Source organism: Janthinobacterium sp. HH106 (assembly GCF_001758725.1).
Classification (GTDB): Bacteria; Pseudomonadota; Gammaproteobacteria; order Burkholderiales; family Burkholderiaceae_D; genus Janthinobacterium.
In genome coordinates this window covers 144,215-160,363 of sequence record NZ_LRIC01000025.1, presented here as the reverse complement: position 1 = coordinate 160,363, position 16,149 = coordinate 144,215, and the positions used below count along the sequence as shown (strand labels likewise).

At 66.1% G+C, this 16,149-nt stretch carries 13 protein-coding genes and 1 pseudogene; 3 read left to right on the top strand and 11 right to left on the bottom strand.

What is annotated here, in order from left to right:
• The 7 genes and pseudogenes from JAB8_RS11845 to gspG form a co-directional block, all read right to left on the bottom strand.
• Positions 1-304, bottom strand: a pseudogene (locus tag JAB8_RS11845) (hypothetical protein); the annotation flags it as partial.
• Positions 301-873 carry a hypothetical protein gene (locus JAB8_RS11840; protein WP_070289629.1) on the bottom strand — a complete coding sequence of 191 codons (573 nt, stop codon included), beginning with the start codon at positions 871-873 and terminating at the stop codon, positions 301-303. The pseudogene JAB8_RS11845 and the gene JAB8_RS11840, both read right to left, overlap by 4 nt.
• Positions 870-1,418, bottom strand: a complete 549-nt coding sequence (locus JAB8_RS11835) for a hypothetical protein (protein WP_070289628.1) — start codon at positions 1,416-1,418, stop codon at positions 870-872. The genes JAB8_RS11840 and JAB8_RS11835 overlap by 4 nt, the downstream gene beginning before the upstream one ends.
• Positions 1,415-2,200, bottom strand: coding sequence for a hypothetical protein (locus JAB8_RS11830; protein WP_139143019.1), 786 nt, complete (start codon positions 2,198-2,200; stop codon positions 1,415-1,417). Before JAB8_RS11830 ends, JAB8_RS11835 begins: the two co-directional genes overlap by 4 nt.
• A 67-nt stretch (positions 2,201-2,267) precedes the next feature.
• Entirely contained in the window at positions 2,268-3,974 is a 1,707-nt protein-coding gene (locus tag JAB8_RS11825; RefSeq protein WP_083287671.1) for a GspE/PulE family protein, read from the bottom strand.
• Positions 3,971-5,176, bottom strand: coding sequence for a type II secretion system F family protein (locus JAB8_RS11820; protein ID WP_070289626.1), 1,206 nt, complete (start codon positions 5,174-5,176; stop codon positions 3,971-3,973). The genes JAB8_RS11825 and JAB8_RS11820 overlap by 4 nt, the downstream gene beginning before the upstream one ends.
• A 36-nt stretch (positions 5,177-5,212) precedes the next feature.
• Positions 5,213-5,656, bottom strand: a complete 444-nt coding sequence (gspG, locus tag JAB8_RS11815) for a type II secretion system major pseudopilin GspG (protein WP_034782166.1) — start codon at positions 5,654-5,656, stop codon at positions 5,213-5,215.
• A 487-nt stretch (positions 5,657-6,143) separates the two neighbouring features.
• Between gspG and JAB8_RS11810 the strand changes: the two genes are divergently transcribed.
• The 3 genes from JAB8_RS11810 (at position 6,144) to JAB8_RS11800 (ending at position 10,616) form a co-directional block, all read left to right on the top strand.
• A complete protein-coding gene (locus JAB8_RS11810; protein WP_070289625.1) occupies positions 6,144-6,902 on the top strand; it encodes an NF038120 family PEP-CTERM protein in 759 nt (252 codons plus the stop codon).
• A 43-nt stretch (positions 6,903-6,945) separates the two neighbouring features.
• Positions 6,946-10,098, top strand: a complete 3,153-nt coding sequence (locus tag JAB8_RS11805; RefSeq protein WP_070289624.1) for a S8 family peptidase — start codon at positions 6,946-6,948, stop codon at positions 10,096-10,098.
• 104 nt (positions 10,099-10,202) lie between these two features.
• Positions 10,203-10,616: a protease inhibitor I9 family protein gene (locus JAB8_RS11800; protein WP_070289623.1), complete on the top strand. Its 414-nt coding sequence runs from the start codon at positions 10,203-10,205 to the stop codon at positions 10,614-10,616.
• On the opposite strand, the gene JAB8_RS11795 is transcribed toward JAB8_RS11800, so the two are convergent.
• From JAB8_RS11795 to JAB8_RS11780, 4 genes are all read right to left on the bottom strand, one after another.
• The gene (locus JAB8_RS11795) at positions 10,613-11,284 is read right to left on the bottom strand and encodes a LuxR C-terminal-related transcriptional regulator (protein WP_070289622.1); all 672 of its coding nucleotides are present in this window, start codon (positions 11,282-11,284) and stop codon (positions 10,613-10,615) included. The genes JAB8_RS11800 and JAB8_RS11795 overlap by 4 nt on opposite strands.
• Positions 11,281-12,003 (bottom strand): winged helix-turn-helix domain-containing protein, encoded by a 723-nt coding sequence (locus tag JAB8_RS11790; RefSeq protein WP_070289621.1) that lies wholly within the window; start codon positions 12,001-12,003, stop codon positions 11,281-11,283. The genes JAB8_RS11795 and JAB8_RS11790 overlap by 4 nt, the downstream gene beginning before the upstream one ends.
• Positions 12,004-12,194: 191 nt before the next feature.
• On the bottom strand, positions 12,195-12,833 hold the full coding sequence (locus JAB8_RS11785; protein ID WP_070289620.1) for an NF038129 family PEP-CTERM protein: 639 nt from the start codon (positions 12,831-12,833) through the stop codon (positions 12,195-12,197).
• A gap of 10 nt (positions 12,834-12,843) precedes the next feature.
• Positions 12,844-15,837 (bottom strand): ExeM/NucH family extracellular endonuclease, encoded by a 2,994-nt coding sequence (locus JAB8_RS11780; RefSeq protein ID WP_070289619.1) that lies wholly within the window; start codon positions 15,835-15,837, stop codon positions 12,844-12,846.
• Between the last annotated feature and the right edge of the window lie 312 nt (positions 15,838-16,149).

Sequence of the window (16,149 nt, the reverse complement as noted above, 5' to 3'; positions counted from 1 at the left end):
GCGGCGGTGGCGGCGGCGCAGCCGTCACCGCCGTTTTCGGCGGCGGCGGATTCCAGTTCTGGCTCTGGAAGACAGCGCCGGCGCCGCCAAAGGTGTCGCCATCCTCGCCCGCCACTTCGCTGCGCGGCAGCAGGGCCAGGATGGCCGGCTGCGCTGCCTCCGCTTTGCCGGCCGGCTTACGCGCGGGCGCGACGGCCCGCTCCACCGCCTCGGCCACGTCGGCCACGGGCTGGCGCTCGCCGAACAGCAGCAAGGCGCCCGCGCCCAGCACGCCGGCCAGCATGAGCCAATGGCGCGGGGTCATGGTGTTTCTCCCGCAACACCAGGCGTATCGGTCAGATAGAAGGTCAGGCGCAGGCGCGCTTCGAGTTGCGTATCGGCGATCTGCTCGCGGCGAAAACTCAGTTCGTCGAGCGAGGCAAAGGGGACGGCGCGCAGCGCTTGCAGCGCGAACTGCCATACGGCCGCATAACTGCCCTTCAGCGGCAAGGTCACCTGCCAGGTGGCGACACGGCTGGCCTTGTCGTAGCCGCTCTTGTATTCGCCCTGCGTCAGCAGCAAGCCGTTTTTCGCGGCCAGGTCGAACAGCTGCTTGACCTGCTGCTCCGCATGGCGCTGCTGCCCCAGGGCCGCATAAAAACGGGCCAGGTTTTCGCTGGCCGTCGCCGGCGGCGCCAGGGCCGCCACGGCCAGCGCCGGCTGCGGCAAGGGCCGCGCTTCCAGCTGCGCCGCCACGGCGCGCTGCTGCCAGGCCCATGCCCAGGCGGCGATCCCCAGTGCGAGCAAAATCACGGCCAGGCAGGCGGGCACGCCCAGGCGACGCAGCAGCAGTTGCGCGCGCAGGCGCAAGATATTGATATCGATGGCCGTCATGGCGTGCCCCACTGCGCTTGAAGCTGGAAGCGCAAGGGTTTGTTCGGATCGAGCGCGTTGATTTCATGGCGCAGCAGCTGCACGCGGGAGCCGAACAGCTCCTGCTGCTTCAATTGCGCGATATAGGCCACCATGGCGTCGCTGCCGGTCGTTTCGGCCGTGATCTTCAGCACGCGCTTGCGCGCGTCCGGCTCCAGCGCCAGCAGCGCGATGGCGGGCGGCGTGGCGCTGGCCAGCGCATCCTGCAGGTCGCGCCACGGCAGGTTCAATTGCAGGATGGCCGCATTCACGGCCGCCGCCTGCGCCGGTGCGATGGCCATTTGCGGCGCAGGCGCCGGGCCCAGCGTGGCGGCCAGCACGCGTTGCTGCGCGCGCTGCAACTGCCCCTCGCGCAGCTGCTGGCGCTGCAGCGCAGCGCTGCCGCTGTACGCCGCCGTGACGACCAGCACCATGCCCAGCGCCCCCGTTCCCCATGCCCAGGCGGGCACGCGGTGCAGGCTGCGGCGCCAGCCGGGCGGCGCGAAATCGATATCGAGGCGCGTCATGCCACGCCTCCGCTGCGCGCCAGCCGGGCGGCCGGCGACAAAGCGCCTTCCCCGTCCGGCGTGGAAAAAACCTGGCAGTGGAACTCTTTTGTCGACGTCAGCCATGCGGGCGGCGGCGCGCCGCACAGCTGCAGCAGCGCCGGTGCGGTCACGCCTTGCAGCAGCGCCTCGCGCGCCAGCGTCTGCGCCAGCCAGTCCCTGCCGGCACCAGGCGGCACGGGCAGCGCGCGCACGGCGCACAGGCGGCCATCGTGCCGCACGCCCAGGGTCAAGGCGTTTTCCTGCAACTGGCCGAACCAGGCGCCCGGTTTCAATGCGCCGTGCCAGCGGTTCCAGTGGCGCGCGAATTGCGGCGTAATAAAAATCAGAGCCAGCTTGCGGTCGGCCGCCACGCGCGTCAGCTGCGCCAGCAACGCACGGGGCACGGCGCAGAAAAACGGCACGCGCGCATCCCAGGCACTGCTGCTGTGCCACAGGCCGGGCGCATCGCCATACAGCGACTGGAAGCGCAGCGCGGCGGCCGCCTCGATGTCGGCCAGACGCGCGGCGCCCTGCGGCAGGTCCACCTGCCACAGGCGCGCCAAAGCGTCGTCGAGCACCACGGACAGGGGCCAGCCCGCGTATTGGTCCGCCGGCAGCAGCCGCTCCAGCAACTGCGCCAGCGCCTGGCCCATGGCGGAAAAATCGCCATGCAGGCCTTGACCGGCGTCCGGCACATACGCGGCTTCGCCCAACGGCGTCCAGGCGGGCGCGCGCCAGCGGCTGCCCCGCCACAAGCTCAAGCCATCCGCCGCCACGCCCAGGCGCAATGCCTGTCCAAATCTTCCAAATCTCAACTTCGCAAAACCGCTACGCATGCAGGGTGACCCTCTTGATTTCCGTGATGGTGGTGGCGCCCCGCTTGACCAGTTCCAGCGCCGCCAGGCGCAGGCTGCGCGTGCCGTTCGCATACGCGGCCGCCTTGATCTGGCGGATCGGTTTTTTATCGACGATCAGTTCGCGGATTTCATCGGTCAGCACGAGAATCTCGGCGATCGAGCGGCGTCCCTTGTAGCCCGTGCCGCGGCAGTCGCCGCAGCCCTTGCCCTGCTTGAATTCATAGCCTGCCACGTCGGCGCGCGCCAGGCCCACGCTGGCCAGTTCTCCATCGTCGGGCGTGTAGTCGGTGGCGCAATGGGGGCAGTTGGTGCGGATCAGGCGCTGTGCCCAGATGCCGTTCAGGGCCGAGACGAAGGCATACGGATCGATGCCCATGTGGGTAAAGCGGCCAAACACGTCGAACACATTATTCGCATGCACGGTGGTGAGCACCAGATGGCCCGTGAGGGCAGATTGCACGGCAATTTCCGCCGTCTCGCGGTCGCGGATCTCGCCCACCATGATTTTATCGGGGTCGTGGCGCAGGATCGAGCGCAAGCCCTTGGCGAAGGTCAGCCCCTTCTTTTCATTCACGGGGATTTGCAGGATGCCGGGCAGCTGGTATTCGACGGGGTCCTCGATGGTGATGATCTTTTCGCGCCCGTTATGGATTTCCGTCAGCGCCGCATACAGGGTCGTCGTCTTGCCCGAGCCCGTGGGACCGGTCACGAGCAGCATGCCGTAGGCTTCCTGGGCCAGCGCGCGCAGGGCTTCGAGCGAGGGCGCGTCAAAGCCCAGCGCTTCCAGGGTCAGCGCGCCGTAGGCCTCGATCATGGCGCGCTTGTCGAGGATGCGGATGACGGCGTCCTCGCCATGGATGCTGGGCATGATGGAGACGCGCAAATCGATTTCGCGCCCGCCCGCCTCGACGCGGAAGCTGCCGTCCTGCGGCACGCGGCGCTCGGCGATATCGAGTTCGGCCAGCACTTTCAGGCGCGAGATGATGTGTTCTGCCACTTCGATGCCGTTGACGGACGTGGCGTGATCGAGCACGCCGTCGACGCGGTACTTGACGGCCAGGCCGCCGGCCGTGCTTTCCAGGTGGATGTCCGAGGCGCCCGCCTTCAGGGCGTCATACAGGGTCGAGTTGACCAGCTTGACGGCGGGGCTGGCCGCTTCCGACACGCTGGCGAACGACAGCACGGCGGCCGTCTTGCCGTCGCGCCGCGCATCGTTCGCCGCGCCGGGCAGCAGGCTGTCGACGGCGCGCGCCGATTCTTCCTGCTTCGACAGGTAGGCGCCGATGTCGGCCTGCAGCGCCAGGCGCACGTCCAACACGCCCTGCCCCGCGCGCGCGCCGAGCCAGGTTTGCAGGTCGAGGTCGAAGGGGTCGGCGATCACGCCCAGCAGCTGACCGTCGGCGGCGCGCAGCAGCACGCTGTGGCGCGCCAGTGCCTGCGACAGGGGCAGCACATCGAAGGCGGGAGACAAGGCCAGCATGTCGGCCGTTTCCAGCACGTCCAGGCCGAACGGGCGCGCCAGTGCGCGCACCACGGCGCGCGCCTCGATGCCGCTCAGCTCCTGCAATTCCTCGACCAGGCTGCGCTTCGATTGCCGGCTCAGCATGCGCGCGCGCTGCAGCAGCGCGGGGTCGATGGCCGCGATGGCCGCGGTGGATTCGGCTGCGCTCTGCATCATGAAATATCGCCGGCAAGGTCAAAGATGGGCATGTACAGCAGGATCACGATGGCGCCCACGACCAGGCCGATGGCGGCCATCAGCAAGGGTTCGAAGGTGCGCGTAAAACGGTCGATCCAGCGGCTGATTTCGCCGTCGTAAAAGGCGGCCGACTGCGTCAGCATGGGCCCCATGTCGCCCGTGCGCTCGCCCACGCGCAGCATGCGCAGGGAAATCGGCGTCGTCAATTGATGCTGCTCGAAGGCGGACGACAGCGGCTGGCCCGCCTCGATGGCGCCGCGCGCGCCTTGCAGGGAGGCCTGCATGCCCGGCGAGACCATCGCTTGCACGGTGGCAATCGCCTGCACGATGGTAATGCCCCCTTCGGCCAGCATGCCCAGGGTCAGGTACAGGCGCGACAGTTCATAGATGCGCACGCGCTCGCCGATGCCCGGCAACTTCGCCAGCAGGCGCGCCACGCCGCCATGGCGCAGCGCGCGCCGCACGGCAGTGAACACGCCGCTGCCGGTGATCAGCAGCCCCAGCAACAGCAGCACGCCATGCTGCGTGACGAACTGGCCCCAGCTGAGCATCACTTGCGACATCCACGGCAGATTGCGCCCGGCGCCCTGGTAGACCTCGGCGAAACGGGGCACCACATAGCTGATCAGAAAGGCGCTGACGCCGCCGCCCACGGCCAGCAAAATAGTCGGATAGATGGCGGCGCTGACGATTTTACTGCGCACCGTATCGATGCGCTGCTGGTAGTCGATGTAGCGCGACAGCGCGCGTGGCAAGTCGCTCGTGCCCTCGGCCGCCTTGACGATGCCGATATACAAGGGGGGAAACAGTTCCGCCTGCTCTGCCAGCACGGCGGAAAAGCGCTTGCCTTCGCGCAAGCCTTCCAGCAGGCGCGTGAGCACGCTGCGCGTGGCCGGCGACGCTTCCTTTTCCAGCAAGGCTTCCAGCGCTTCGACGATGCCCAGGCCCGCTTGCAGCAGCGCCAGCAATTCCTGACTGAACAGCAGCAGGGGCAAGGCCCGCGCGCGCTGGCGCCCGGCCGCGCTGAACGGCGTGGCCCGCACGGGGCGGATGGCGCTGACGAACAGGCCGCGCGCCTCGGCCTGGCGGCGCGCGTCCGCCTCGTCGCGGCCGTCGATCACGCACGTATGCAAGGTAGCTACGGCCTGGTCCGTGGAAAGCGCGCGTACTTCAAACTGCATGATGGCTTGTCCGTAGGAAAAAGAATGGCGCTGGCGTTATTGCGAGCTGATGTCGGCGTTTTCGCCGCTGCCGCCGGGCTGGCCATCCTTGCCCATCGAGACGATGTCGTACTCGCCCTTGCTGCCCGGTGCACGGTATTGATACGCATGGCCCCACGGATCGAGCGGCACGGCTTTTTTCAGGTAGGGGCCATTCCAGCGCGTGCCGGCGGCGGGCGGCGCGGCCAGCAGCGCGGCCAGGCCTTCTTCCGTGGTCGGATAGCGGCCCACGTCGAGGCGGTAGGTGTCGAGCGATTTTTCAAACGCCTCGATCTGCGCCTTGGCCACCGTCACTTCGGATTTGCCCAGCTGGGCGAAATACTTGGGGCCGACATACGCGGCCAGCAAGCCGATGATCACGATGACCACCAGCAGTTCGAGCAAGGTAAAGCCGCGCGCATGGCGCGTTGCCGCAAGGTTCTGCCTGTGTGCTGCATGCATCCGGTAACTCCTTATTGCCTACCTTCAATACATTGCGTCGCTGTGCGCGGCGGATGACCACGCACGGGCGACACGCGCTTGCCTGATGCTTATCAGCCTACCATGCCGGTTATGGTTAATACAATCTTTTCTTTGCTCTGTGAACAACAAATTCCTGCGGAAACCATCCAGTGTGTACGAAAGGGCCACGGCGCCGCGCACGCCTGACTGGCTAGTCAATTATTCAACTATTTTCAATGCGGAAACTATCTACTTTTGGTTGTCAAACCATAGTGAATGATGAATTTTATTCATTCATTATTTGTAACTTTCAAATTAAATTTGAAAGAATATCAAACAATGAAATTGCCTCTTTTGCTATAGTAAAAATCAATTTTCTACGCATGGGTCCGCATTGATCCTATCCGGCCGCGCAGGAGAGAGCATCCAAGACAGCATCCAAGACGCAAAACATATTGCATCCGACATAATCACCAAGGGAAAATTCATGACTCGTATTGTGCATTCGAAGGCAACTGCCGCAGCAAGTCCTTTCTCGGCCAAGCAGTGGACTGGTGCCGCCATCCTGGCCCTGTCCGCCGCCTGGGCTCCCGCCGCCGTCGCGGACGTGATCAACTTCGATAATCTCGACAGCCAGTTCGTCGGCCACGGCGACTCGCTGGAATTCAAAAATTTCCTGCTGACGGGCCTCTCAAATGCCGACGGCGCCAGTAATGGCGACCTGGTCGGCGCAGTCTTCGACGGCACGGACCCGGCCGCCTGCGGCATGGCGTGCCCGAGCAACAATACGAGCAATTACTATGCATCCCTCAACGACGGCATCGTCTACCTGGATCCGCTGAAGACGGGCGGCAGCGTCAGCCTGCAGGGCTTCGACGCCAGCTTCATCGGCTATGCCCAGGGCGTCACCTATCCGGCCGTGGCCGGCCTGCTGCGCGTGCAAGGCTTCTATGCGGACGGCTCTTCCCTGTATGAAACGTACCAGCTGGGCGGCCCCATCGGCGGCAACTTCCAGTTCCAGCGCTACAGCACCAGCGCCAACTTCGGCAGCCAGCAGTTCGCCTCGCTGGCCTTCTTCGGTTTCACTTGCAACACGGCCGGCAGTTGCAACGCCTTCAGCAGCAACAAGGGCCAGTTTGCACTCGACAATATCGTCGCCTCGGTACCGGAGCCATCGACCTACGCGATGATGCTGCTGGGCCTGGCAGGCATCGGTTTCGCGGCGCGCCGCCGCCAGCAAGCCTGATTTATCCCTTTCGATTCCCGCTACCGTCACCAGGAAACCCTACATGACATTCCGTCCCGCCTTGCGTCCTATTTCGCTCGCCGTGCTGAGCCTGTTTGCCAGCCTCAGCTTCCAGGCCCACGCCGACGACCTGCGCCGTCCCTACATCGTGCAACTGACCGACAAACCGATCGCCTCCTACACCGGCTCGGTGGAAGGACTGGGCGCCACCCAGCCTGCCGCCGGCGGCCGCCTCGACCTGGCCAGCGCGCAAGTGCAGCTGTACGGCGACTACCTTGAGCAGAAACAGGCCCGGGTACAAGCCCTCGTCGCCGCCGCGCCCGTGCAATACCAGTACAAGATCGTCCTCAACGGTTTCTCCGCCCTGCTGACGGACGCCGAAGTGCGCCAGCTGCAAGCGAGCGGCGAGGTGGCCAGCATCGCTCCCGACGAGCCGCGCGCCCTGCAGACGAACTACACGCCCACCTTCCTGGGCCTGGACCAGCCGGGCGGCCTGTGGAGCCAGCTGGGCGGCAAGCAGCATGCGGGCGAAGACATCATCATCGGCATCGTCGATGGCGGCGTGTGGCCGGAAAACCTGTCGTATGCGGACAAGGTCGACGCCAACGGCGCACCGACCTTCGATCCGAACGCCACCCTGGCCTACGGCGCTCCGCCGGCCGCCTGGAAAGGCAGCTGCCAGACGGGCGAAGGCTTTACGCAAGACCATTGCAACAACAAGCTGCTCGGCGCGCAGTATTTCAACGCCGTGCGCCTGACCGAGACGGACAAGATCCAGCACTGGAGCGAATACACCTCGCCGCGCGATTCCATCGGCGACCCGAATGGCGAAGGCGGCCACGGCACGCATACCTCATCCACCGCGGGCGGCAACGCGGGCGTGCCCGTCACCGTCGGCGGTTCGCCGCTGGGCGCCATTTCCGGCGTGGCGCCGCGCGCCCGCCTGTCCGTCTACAAGGTGTGCTGGTCCTACAACCTGGCCACCCAGCCGACCGGCGCGAAAAACGGCTGCTACGGCGGCGACAGCGTGGCGGCGATCGAAAAAGCCGTGCAGGACGGCGTACACGTGATCAATTACTCGATCAGCGGCGGCGGCACCGTCAACGACCCGGTCGAGCAAGCGTTCCTGCACGCGTCGAACGCGGGCGTCTTCGTTGCCGCGTCCGCCGGCAATGCGGGGCCAGCCAATACCGTGGCCCACGTCAGCCCATGGATCACCACCGTGGCCGCTTCGACGCACAACCGCGCCAACCAGGCCAAAGTGACTCTCAGCAACGGCGCCAGCTACACGGGCGCCTCGCTCAACTACAACCCGCTGCCGGCCACCACCCTGATCCGCGCCCAGGATGCGGGCTTGCCCGGCGCCGATGCGCAAAAACTGGCCCTGTGCTACCGCGCCGGCGACAACGGCGGCGTGGCCCTGCTGGACCCGGCCAAGGTGGCCGGCAAGGTCGTCAGCTGCCTGCGCGGCACCACGGCGCGTACCGACAAGGGCGTCGCCGTGCTCGAAGCGGGCGGCGCCGGCATGGTGCTGGTCGACACGGGCATCGGTCTGGTGTCCGACCCGCATGTGCTGCCGGCCGTGCACGTGAGCGCCGCCGATGGCGCGCTGATCAATGCCCAGGCGCAAACGGGCACGGCCACGGCCGCCATCTCGCGTTTCGTCACCAACGGCAACGGCCCCGCCGCCCCCGTGGTGGCCGACTTCTCGTCACGCGGCCCGAACCTGTACGACGCCAACCTGCTCAAGCCGGACGTCACGGCCCCTGGCGTGGACATCCTGGCCGGCGGCACGCCTGCCCTGTCGCGCGCCCAGCGCGACGCCGTGCAGGATGGCAGCCTGGTGCCGCCGCAAGCCTACATCTTCCTGCAAGGCACTTCGATGGCCAGCCCGCACGTGGCCGGCCTGGCCGCCCTGCTGCGCCAGCAGCACCCGGACTGGAGCCCGGCCGCCATCAAATCGGCCCTGATGACGACCGGCAGCACCACCCTGCCCGACGTTCAGGCGGGCGACGCGCGCGGCATCCTGCCTTGGGGCCAGGGCGCCGGCCACGTGACGCCGAACAAGGCGACCGATCCCGGCCTCGTGTATGACGCCAGCCTGGCCGACTACAAGAAATACATGTGCGGCGTCGGCATGACGGCCGAATGCGCGGGCGGCACCCTGGCCGGCTACAACCTGAACATGCCGTCGATCACCATCGGCAACGTGCTGGGCACGCAAACGGTGACACGCCGCGTCACCAACGTGGGCAGCAGCAGCGCCACCTACACGGCCAGCGCCTCGGTCAGCGGCTACAGCGTGGCGGTTTCGCCTGCCACCCTGGCGCTCGCGCCCGGCGAAACCAAGTCCTTCACCGTGACCCTGACGCGCACCACGGCGCCGGACAATGCCTGGCAGTACGGCGCCCTCGTGTGGAGCGACGGCGTGCACACGGTGCGCAGCCCCGTCACGGCCCGCTCGGGCCGCGCGGTACAGTCGCCGGCATTGCTGCAGGCCGACAAGGTCAGCGGCCTGCGTTCGCTGACGCTGTCCACCGGCTTTGCCGGCAAGGTGGGCGCGGCGACGGGCGGCCTGAAGGAAGTGGCGCGCAGCGAGCAAACCATCAGCCAGGCCGCGCCGGGCAGCGTCGACACGCTGGAACAGATGGCTGCCGCGTGCAAGGCGGGCGGCAGCGGCGTGCGCGCGGTCAATGTCAGCATTCCCGCCAGCACCGTCGTGGCGCGCTTCGAAATTTTCGACCGCGACACCACGGAAGGCGCCGGCAATGACCTCGACCTGCTGCTGCTCAACAGTACCGGCGCGACCGTCGCCACCTCGGCCACGGCCGGTTCGAACGAGTCTATTACCTTGACCACCCCGGCGGCAGGCAGCTATAAGGTGTGCGTGATCGGCTACGAAGTGGCAAATGGCGTGTCGACCGGCTTCGGCCTGTCGTCGGCCGTCGTCACGACAGCCGACAAGGGCGGCAACCTGAAAGCCACCCTTCCCAGCAAGGTGTACGTGGGCGGCAGCGCCACGGCCGGCGTCAGCTGGTCGGGCCTGGAAACGGGCAAGCGCTACCTGGGCGGCGTAGTCTTCCTTGATGGCAACAATGCGGCCGCGTCCACCACCGTGCTGTCGGTGGAGACCAACAACCCGCTGCCGCTGGCCGTTCCCAGCCAGCGCAACGTGAAGGTGGATGCCAAGCTGTAACGGTGTCGCTCCAGGCAATAACACGGCGCGCCCTGCGGGGCGCGTTTTTTATACGCGACGCGCGTACAATCGGCGCATGGGCGCCATGCGCCAAGGGAGCTAGCATGTCCGCATTTCGCCTCAGTATTGCCATCCTGGCAGGCATGGCCAGCATCTATGCGCTGCCTGTCGCGGCGCAGGCCGCCGCGGCGCGCGTATCGTATCTGGTGCAATTGCGCGCCCCGCCGCTGGCCTCGCAGGCGGACGGCGTGCATGGGCTCGATACGAACAGCGACGCCGCGCGGCGCTACACGGCCCAGCTGGAAACGCAGCAGCGCGCCGTGCTGGCGCTAGTGCCGGACGCCCAGGTGCAATACCGCTACACGGTGGCTTTCAACGGCTTTGCCGCCATGCTGACGGCGGACGAAGTGGCGCGCCTGCAAGCGAGCCCGGAGGTGGCGCAGGTGTCGCCCGGCAGCATCGAACACACGCAGGATGGCGGCGGCAATGGCAAGAATACAATACAGGATCAGCGCTAATGGCTGAGCAGGCGCAGCGCGATGCCGCGCGAGACGGCTTGCGTGCGGTTGCTCACGCCCAATAATTTATAGATGCGCTGCAAATGGCTTTTCACGGTGGTGCCGCTGATGCCGAGGATTTGCCCCACCTCGTCATTGCTCTTCCCCTCGCGCACCCAGTGCAGCACTTCCAGTTCGCGCGCACTGGCCGCGCGCGTGGCGCCCGGCCCGGCCGGGGGCGCCCGCCGGCTGGCCGGCAGCGCCAGCCAGTGCAGGTGCAGGTAGGGCAGCAGCAATTCCAGCGCATACGCCTGGCGTGCCGCGTCCACGGTTCCCATGGCGAACAGGGCAAAAAAGCTACCGCCCCCCTCGCCCGCGCTGCCGTGCACCAGCACACCGTCGATGACGCCCGCCCTTTGTCCGCCCGCGCGCCAGGCCAGCGCCAGGCGCGCCAGCTGGACCTGGCGCTCGCGCAGCTGCGCGTGATCAGGCACGATGCTGTGCCAGGCTTCGCTGCGCAGCACGGCCCCGTCGGCGCCCAGCTGCGCGCAGATTAATAGGTCGTGCGGCAACAGCGTTTGCAACGGCCCTTGGCTCCACAGAAAGAAATCGCCGGACTCGGCGATGCCATGCGCGCCGAGTATGGCGTGCAGCAGGTATTCCTGCTCCCGCCCCGTCAGCAGCATCATGCGCGCACGGCGGCGTTGGCGGCATCGGCGGCCAGGTAACGGTAGCCGCTGCCGCGCACGGTTTCGATGCGGTGGCCGCAGCCGCCCGGCAGCAAAGCCTGGCGCAAGCGCCCCACGTGGGCATCGACCGTGCGTTCGTCAAGATACGCCGCATGGCCCCACACCTGGTCCAGCAGGTGCGCGCGGCTATGCACGCGTCCGGGATGGTCCATGAGGAAATGCAGCAGCTTGAATTCCACGCGGCCCAGGCTGACGGGCACGCTGCCGGCCGTCACGCGCTGGGTATGCGGGTCGAGCCGCAAGACGCTGGCGCCGGCCGTGTTTGCGCCTGGGCGCCAGGCCGATGGGGTGCGCCGGCGCAGCAGCGCGTGCACGCGGGCCAGCATTTCACGGGGACCGAAAGGCTTGCACAGATAGTCGTCGGCGCCGCTTTCCAGCGCCAGCACCTTGTCCTGTTCGCTGTCGCGCGCGCTGACCATGATGATGGGCAAGTCGCACAGCTGGCCATCCTGGCGCACCTGGCGCAGCAGCGCGATGCCGGACGCGTCCGGCAACTCCCATTCCAGCAGCAGCAAGTCGGGCGCATCCACGGCCATCAGCGCCTGCGCGCCGCGCGCGTCCGGGGCGCAGCTGACCCGGTAGCCGGCACCTTCAAGGTTATGCAGCAACAAGGCTTGCATGGCGGGCGCGGGATCGAGCAGCAAAATATGACGGCGCATGATGCATCCTTCCGAAAAAGTTGGCGGCCCTCCATGAAAAACTAGACGGCCCGACAAGTTTTTGACTATGCATCAAGCGTAAAACGGTGACCAATACAATTTAGTTTCCTGATTTATAGCTATTCCAAATAAATAGGCAAAAAAACACAGCGCACCTGGGGCACGCTGTGTTCAGGCAGGAAAACTGTACCTTATGCCGGCATGACAGGCTGGCGGCGGCGCAAGGCAAAACCGATCAGCGCCAGGCCGCCCGTCAGCATCATCCATTCCGACGCTTCCGGCACGGCCGAGATCGACGCGATGCTGGCGTAGGTGCTGCCGGCGATGCTGGCCGGAATGCCCCCATTGAGCGGCGTCAATTCGAATTGCACGAGGTTGCCGTTCACATTGCCCAGGTAGGACGTGCCGGTGTAGTCGAGCAAGCCCACGCCAAACGTCGTGCCCGCGTTGCCGGCCGTGTTCAGGAAGTCGCCGCCGAAAACGACGTTGAAACCGAATTTGCCGCCCAGGGTCACGTTGTGAAACCAGTCGTTGTAGGCGCCACTATTGCCGAAGGTCAAGGTGCCGGGCAAGCTGCCGCTGACGTTGCCTTCCTGCGATGCCAGCGCGCCGAACGCGCCCGAGAAATTGCTGAGGGTGGCCGTCGCGCCCGGCGCCGGGCTGTTGCCGGCGATAAAGGCGAAGTCGAGGAAACCGGCGCCCGAGAACTGGCTCGTGTCGATTTCCACGTGATAGCCGAGCGGGTCCGCCAGCGCCAGGCTGCTGCTGCCAGCGAGCAAGGCGGCCAGCACGGCGCGGCGCAGGGTAAGGTTGAATTTCGTTGTCAACATGGTCGTATCCTTAGAAGTTGCCGGCGAAGATGCTGGCGGAGTAATTGATCGTCACTTTCGACGGATTGGTGAAGCTGACGGCGAACGAGACCGTCGCGCCCGGCGCCAGGCTGGCCGCATTGACGGTGACGAAAGCCGCGCCCGCATGGCTGCCCGTGGCGTTCGCCAGGGTCACGCCGGCCGGCAAGCCGCCGAACACCACCTGGAACGGGCCGCTGATGGCCGCCGCGCCCGTGTTGGTGAACGAGAACGTGCCCGTGTACTTTTGCGTCGCGCGGTTGAACGTCAGTCCCGAGCTGGCTTGCGCCACGCCGGCCGTGATGTCGCGGTAGGCGGGCTGCAAGTCCAGGCTGATGACGACGGGGTCGTGGTCCGAGGCGCGGTAGGGCAAGGCGTTGTACAGGTCTTGCGGCTTGGCCGAGTCGATGTTGTAGTCGATCACTTCCGGCTCGTCCGCATTCACATGCCATTCGGCCACGCCCGCCACTTGCGGACTCAGCGAGGCACTGGCCAGGGCATGGTCGAGGTAGCCGCTCTGGCCGCCGAATACGTATGAGTACGGCATGCCGGACGGCCGCACGAAACGCTCGAGTTCATTGACGAATCCGGCGCCCGTGATGACCTGGATCGGGTCTTCCGCGCCATACGAATTCAAGTCGCCGATGACCAGCACGTCCGCGTCGCCGGCGGCGGCCGCCACCTGCGGCACGAAGCTGCCCACCAGGCGCTGGGCCTGCTGCACGCGGGTGGCGTTCCAGCAGCTCTGGCTATCGTTCTGGTCCGCGTCCAGCCCGCTCGACGGGCAGCTGCCCTTCGATTTCAGGTGGTTGACGACCAGCGAGAATTTCTCGCCGTTGGCGGCCTTGAACGTTTGCGCCATCGGCGGACGGTTGTTGATGGCGTTGGCGTCCGACAGGGCGCCGCCCACCAGGCCCAGCTTGGCAGGCTTGTAGATCATGGCCACGCGGATGGCGTCCGTACCCGTGGCGGCCGGCTTCGGCACCACGGCGTAGGTGACGCCGCCGATGGCCGCGTTCAGCTGCTCGACCAGGTAAGTGACGGCCGTTTCGCCATTGTTCTGGATTTCCATCAAGCCCACCACGTCCGCATCGATGGCTTTCAGTTCGGCCACGATCTTGTCGCGCTGGCGCACGAATTCGGCCAGGTTGTCGGCGCCGCGGCAGTTCGACTTGGTGGTCGACGCACCCACGGTGCAGCCCTGCCCCGTCTGGCCAAACACGTTATTGCCATTGGTAAAGGTCGTAAAGAAATTGAGCACGTTGGCGCTGGCCACCTTGACGTTACCGGATGGCAGTTCCGGGCTGCCCGTGCGCGGGTTGTCGCGCGAGAATTGCGGCGTCTGCGTCGGCTGCAATTTGTAGGCGGCGCCGCCACCGCCGATGGCACCGAAATCCACCACGCCCGTCAGGTCGGCCACCGTGTCGCCGCTGCGCACGGTGTTGTCCTGGCCGATATACGGTATCGTCGGCGGCGTGACGAAAATGCCATCATCGAGCACGATCAGGTTGTTCGCATTGGCGGCGATCAAGGCTTGCGCTTCGGCGGAGCCTGCCGGATAGCGGTTGGTCGGCACTTCGCGCCGTCCCGCCGACAGGGTCAGTTCGCCGCGCGCGCCCAGGTAGGCGTTTTGCGAGACGGTCAGCGGTTGCGTGAAACGCACCAGCATGCCTTCCACGGCAGCCAGGTTGTCGTTCGGCAAGGTCACATTCACCGGCACGATGCCGTGGCCCGCGCTTTGCGTGAGGATGGCCGTCACGTCCTTCAGTTCCGTATAGGAATTTTTCGCGCCCGACGGCGTGTATTCGAACACCGTGCCCGTCACGCGTACCAGCTCGCCCGGCTGCACGGTGGTAACGGCCGCGCCCGTGTACACGAAGATGCCGTCCGAGGTCGACGGGTCGCCGTCGCCGGCCGCGTCCTGCATGAAGAAACCCGTGCCTACTTTCAGGGTGACGACGCCCTCGGTCGTCTGCACGGAATTGGCGTAGGGGCTGGCCGCACCGCTGCCCTGGATTTGCGGGATCGTGTGGCTGACGGCGGCCAGGCCTTGCACGGCCACGTCGACCTTGCATGACGCCGTTTGCTGCTGGTCGTTGCCGAACTGGACGACGACGGGATAATTGCCCACCGGCACGCCAGCGGCCACCAGCAGGTTCACGCTGGCGCTCTCGCCCGCCACGCCGGCCGCGCTGAAGTTGGCCAGGCTGATGCCGGCCACGGCCGGCGAGCTCAAGATAGCAGCATTCACCACGCCATCCACGTCGGACGCGCGCAGCACGGCGCTGCCGCCATTGCCCAGCGCCAGCGCCAGGCTGGCCGGGCAGCTGGTGATGATCTGGTGCACGACGGGGCCGCCGCAGACGTGGCGCTCGAAAGCCGTGTTGCGCGGCGTCACGCTGCCGGCGGTAAAGTCCACGCTGTTATCGTCCGTGTCGCCGCAGCCGCCATTCGCGCGCGCAATCGACAGGGTATTCGATGGCGCGGGCGCGACGGCGCCCTCAAAACCGTTGGCCGTGCCGAAACCGACCAGGTCGACGACGGCGGCGCCCGTGGGGCTGGTGCCCGTCTGGGCCGTCTTGTTATTACTCAGCAACACCTTGCCGGCCGTGCCGGACATGGCCAGGCTGCCCGAGGCATCCGGCGCGGGCAAGTCCTGCGTGCCGCCCGTCCCCTTGGCTTGCTGTACCAGCAAATACTGGCCCGGTTGCAAATCGATAGCCGGCAAGGCCGTCACGGCCCAGCTCGAACCGGCGGCGGACGCGTATTGCACGCTCCAGTTACTCAGGTTCACGGGGCTGGCGCCGCGGTTGAACAGTTCGATAAAATCGTTGCGATACAGCGCGCCGTTGTTGCCGCCACCGCCATACACCTGGCTGATGACAATATCGGAAGCCGCCAGGGCCGGCACGGACAGGCTGGCCAGCAGGGTAGCCATGACGGTCAGGCGCAGCGGCGTGCGCAAGGGGGAAAACGAGGTGTGCATGAGGATCCCGGTCGGTAAATAAGTGACGCCGGTCCCGCATGATGGGCCGGCGCGCCACAATTAACAAAAGTATTTCAGACTTGTTATTTGCATATTAAAGGCCGGGGATGACGACTTGATGACATTTGATTAAGCCGAATGGAGTAAAGCCTCGTCCGTCAGCTATTTCCGATGCCTGCTGAAACGTATTTTATGAACAACATATGGCACCGTGTGGCAAGTCAAAAAGACGCCGCCAGGAAAAATGTGATATATTTCAGGCAAATAAATTTTGTTCCTGACAACAACAACCAGCTTCGCAACAATGAGAGC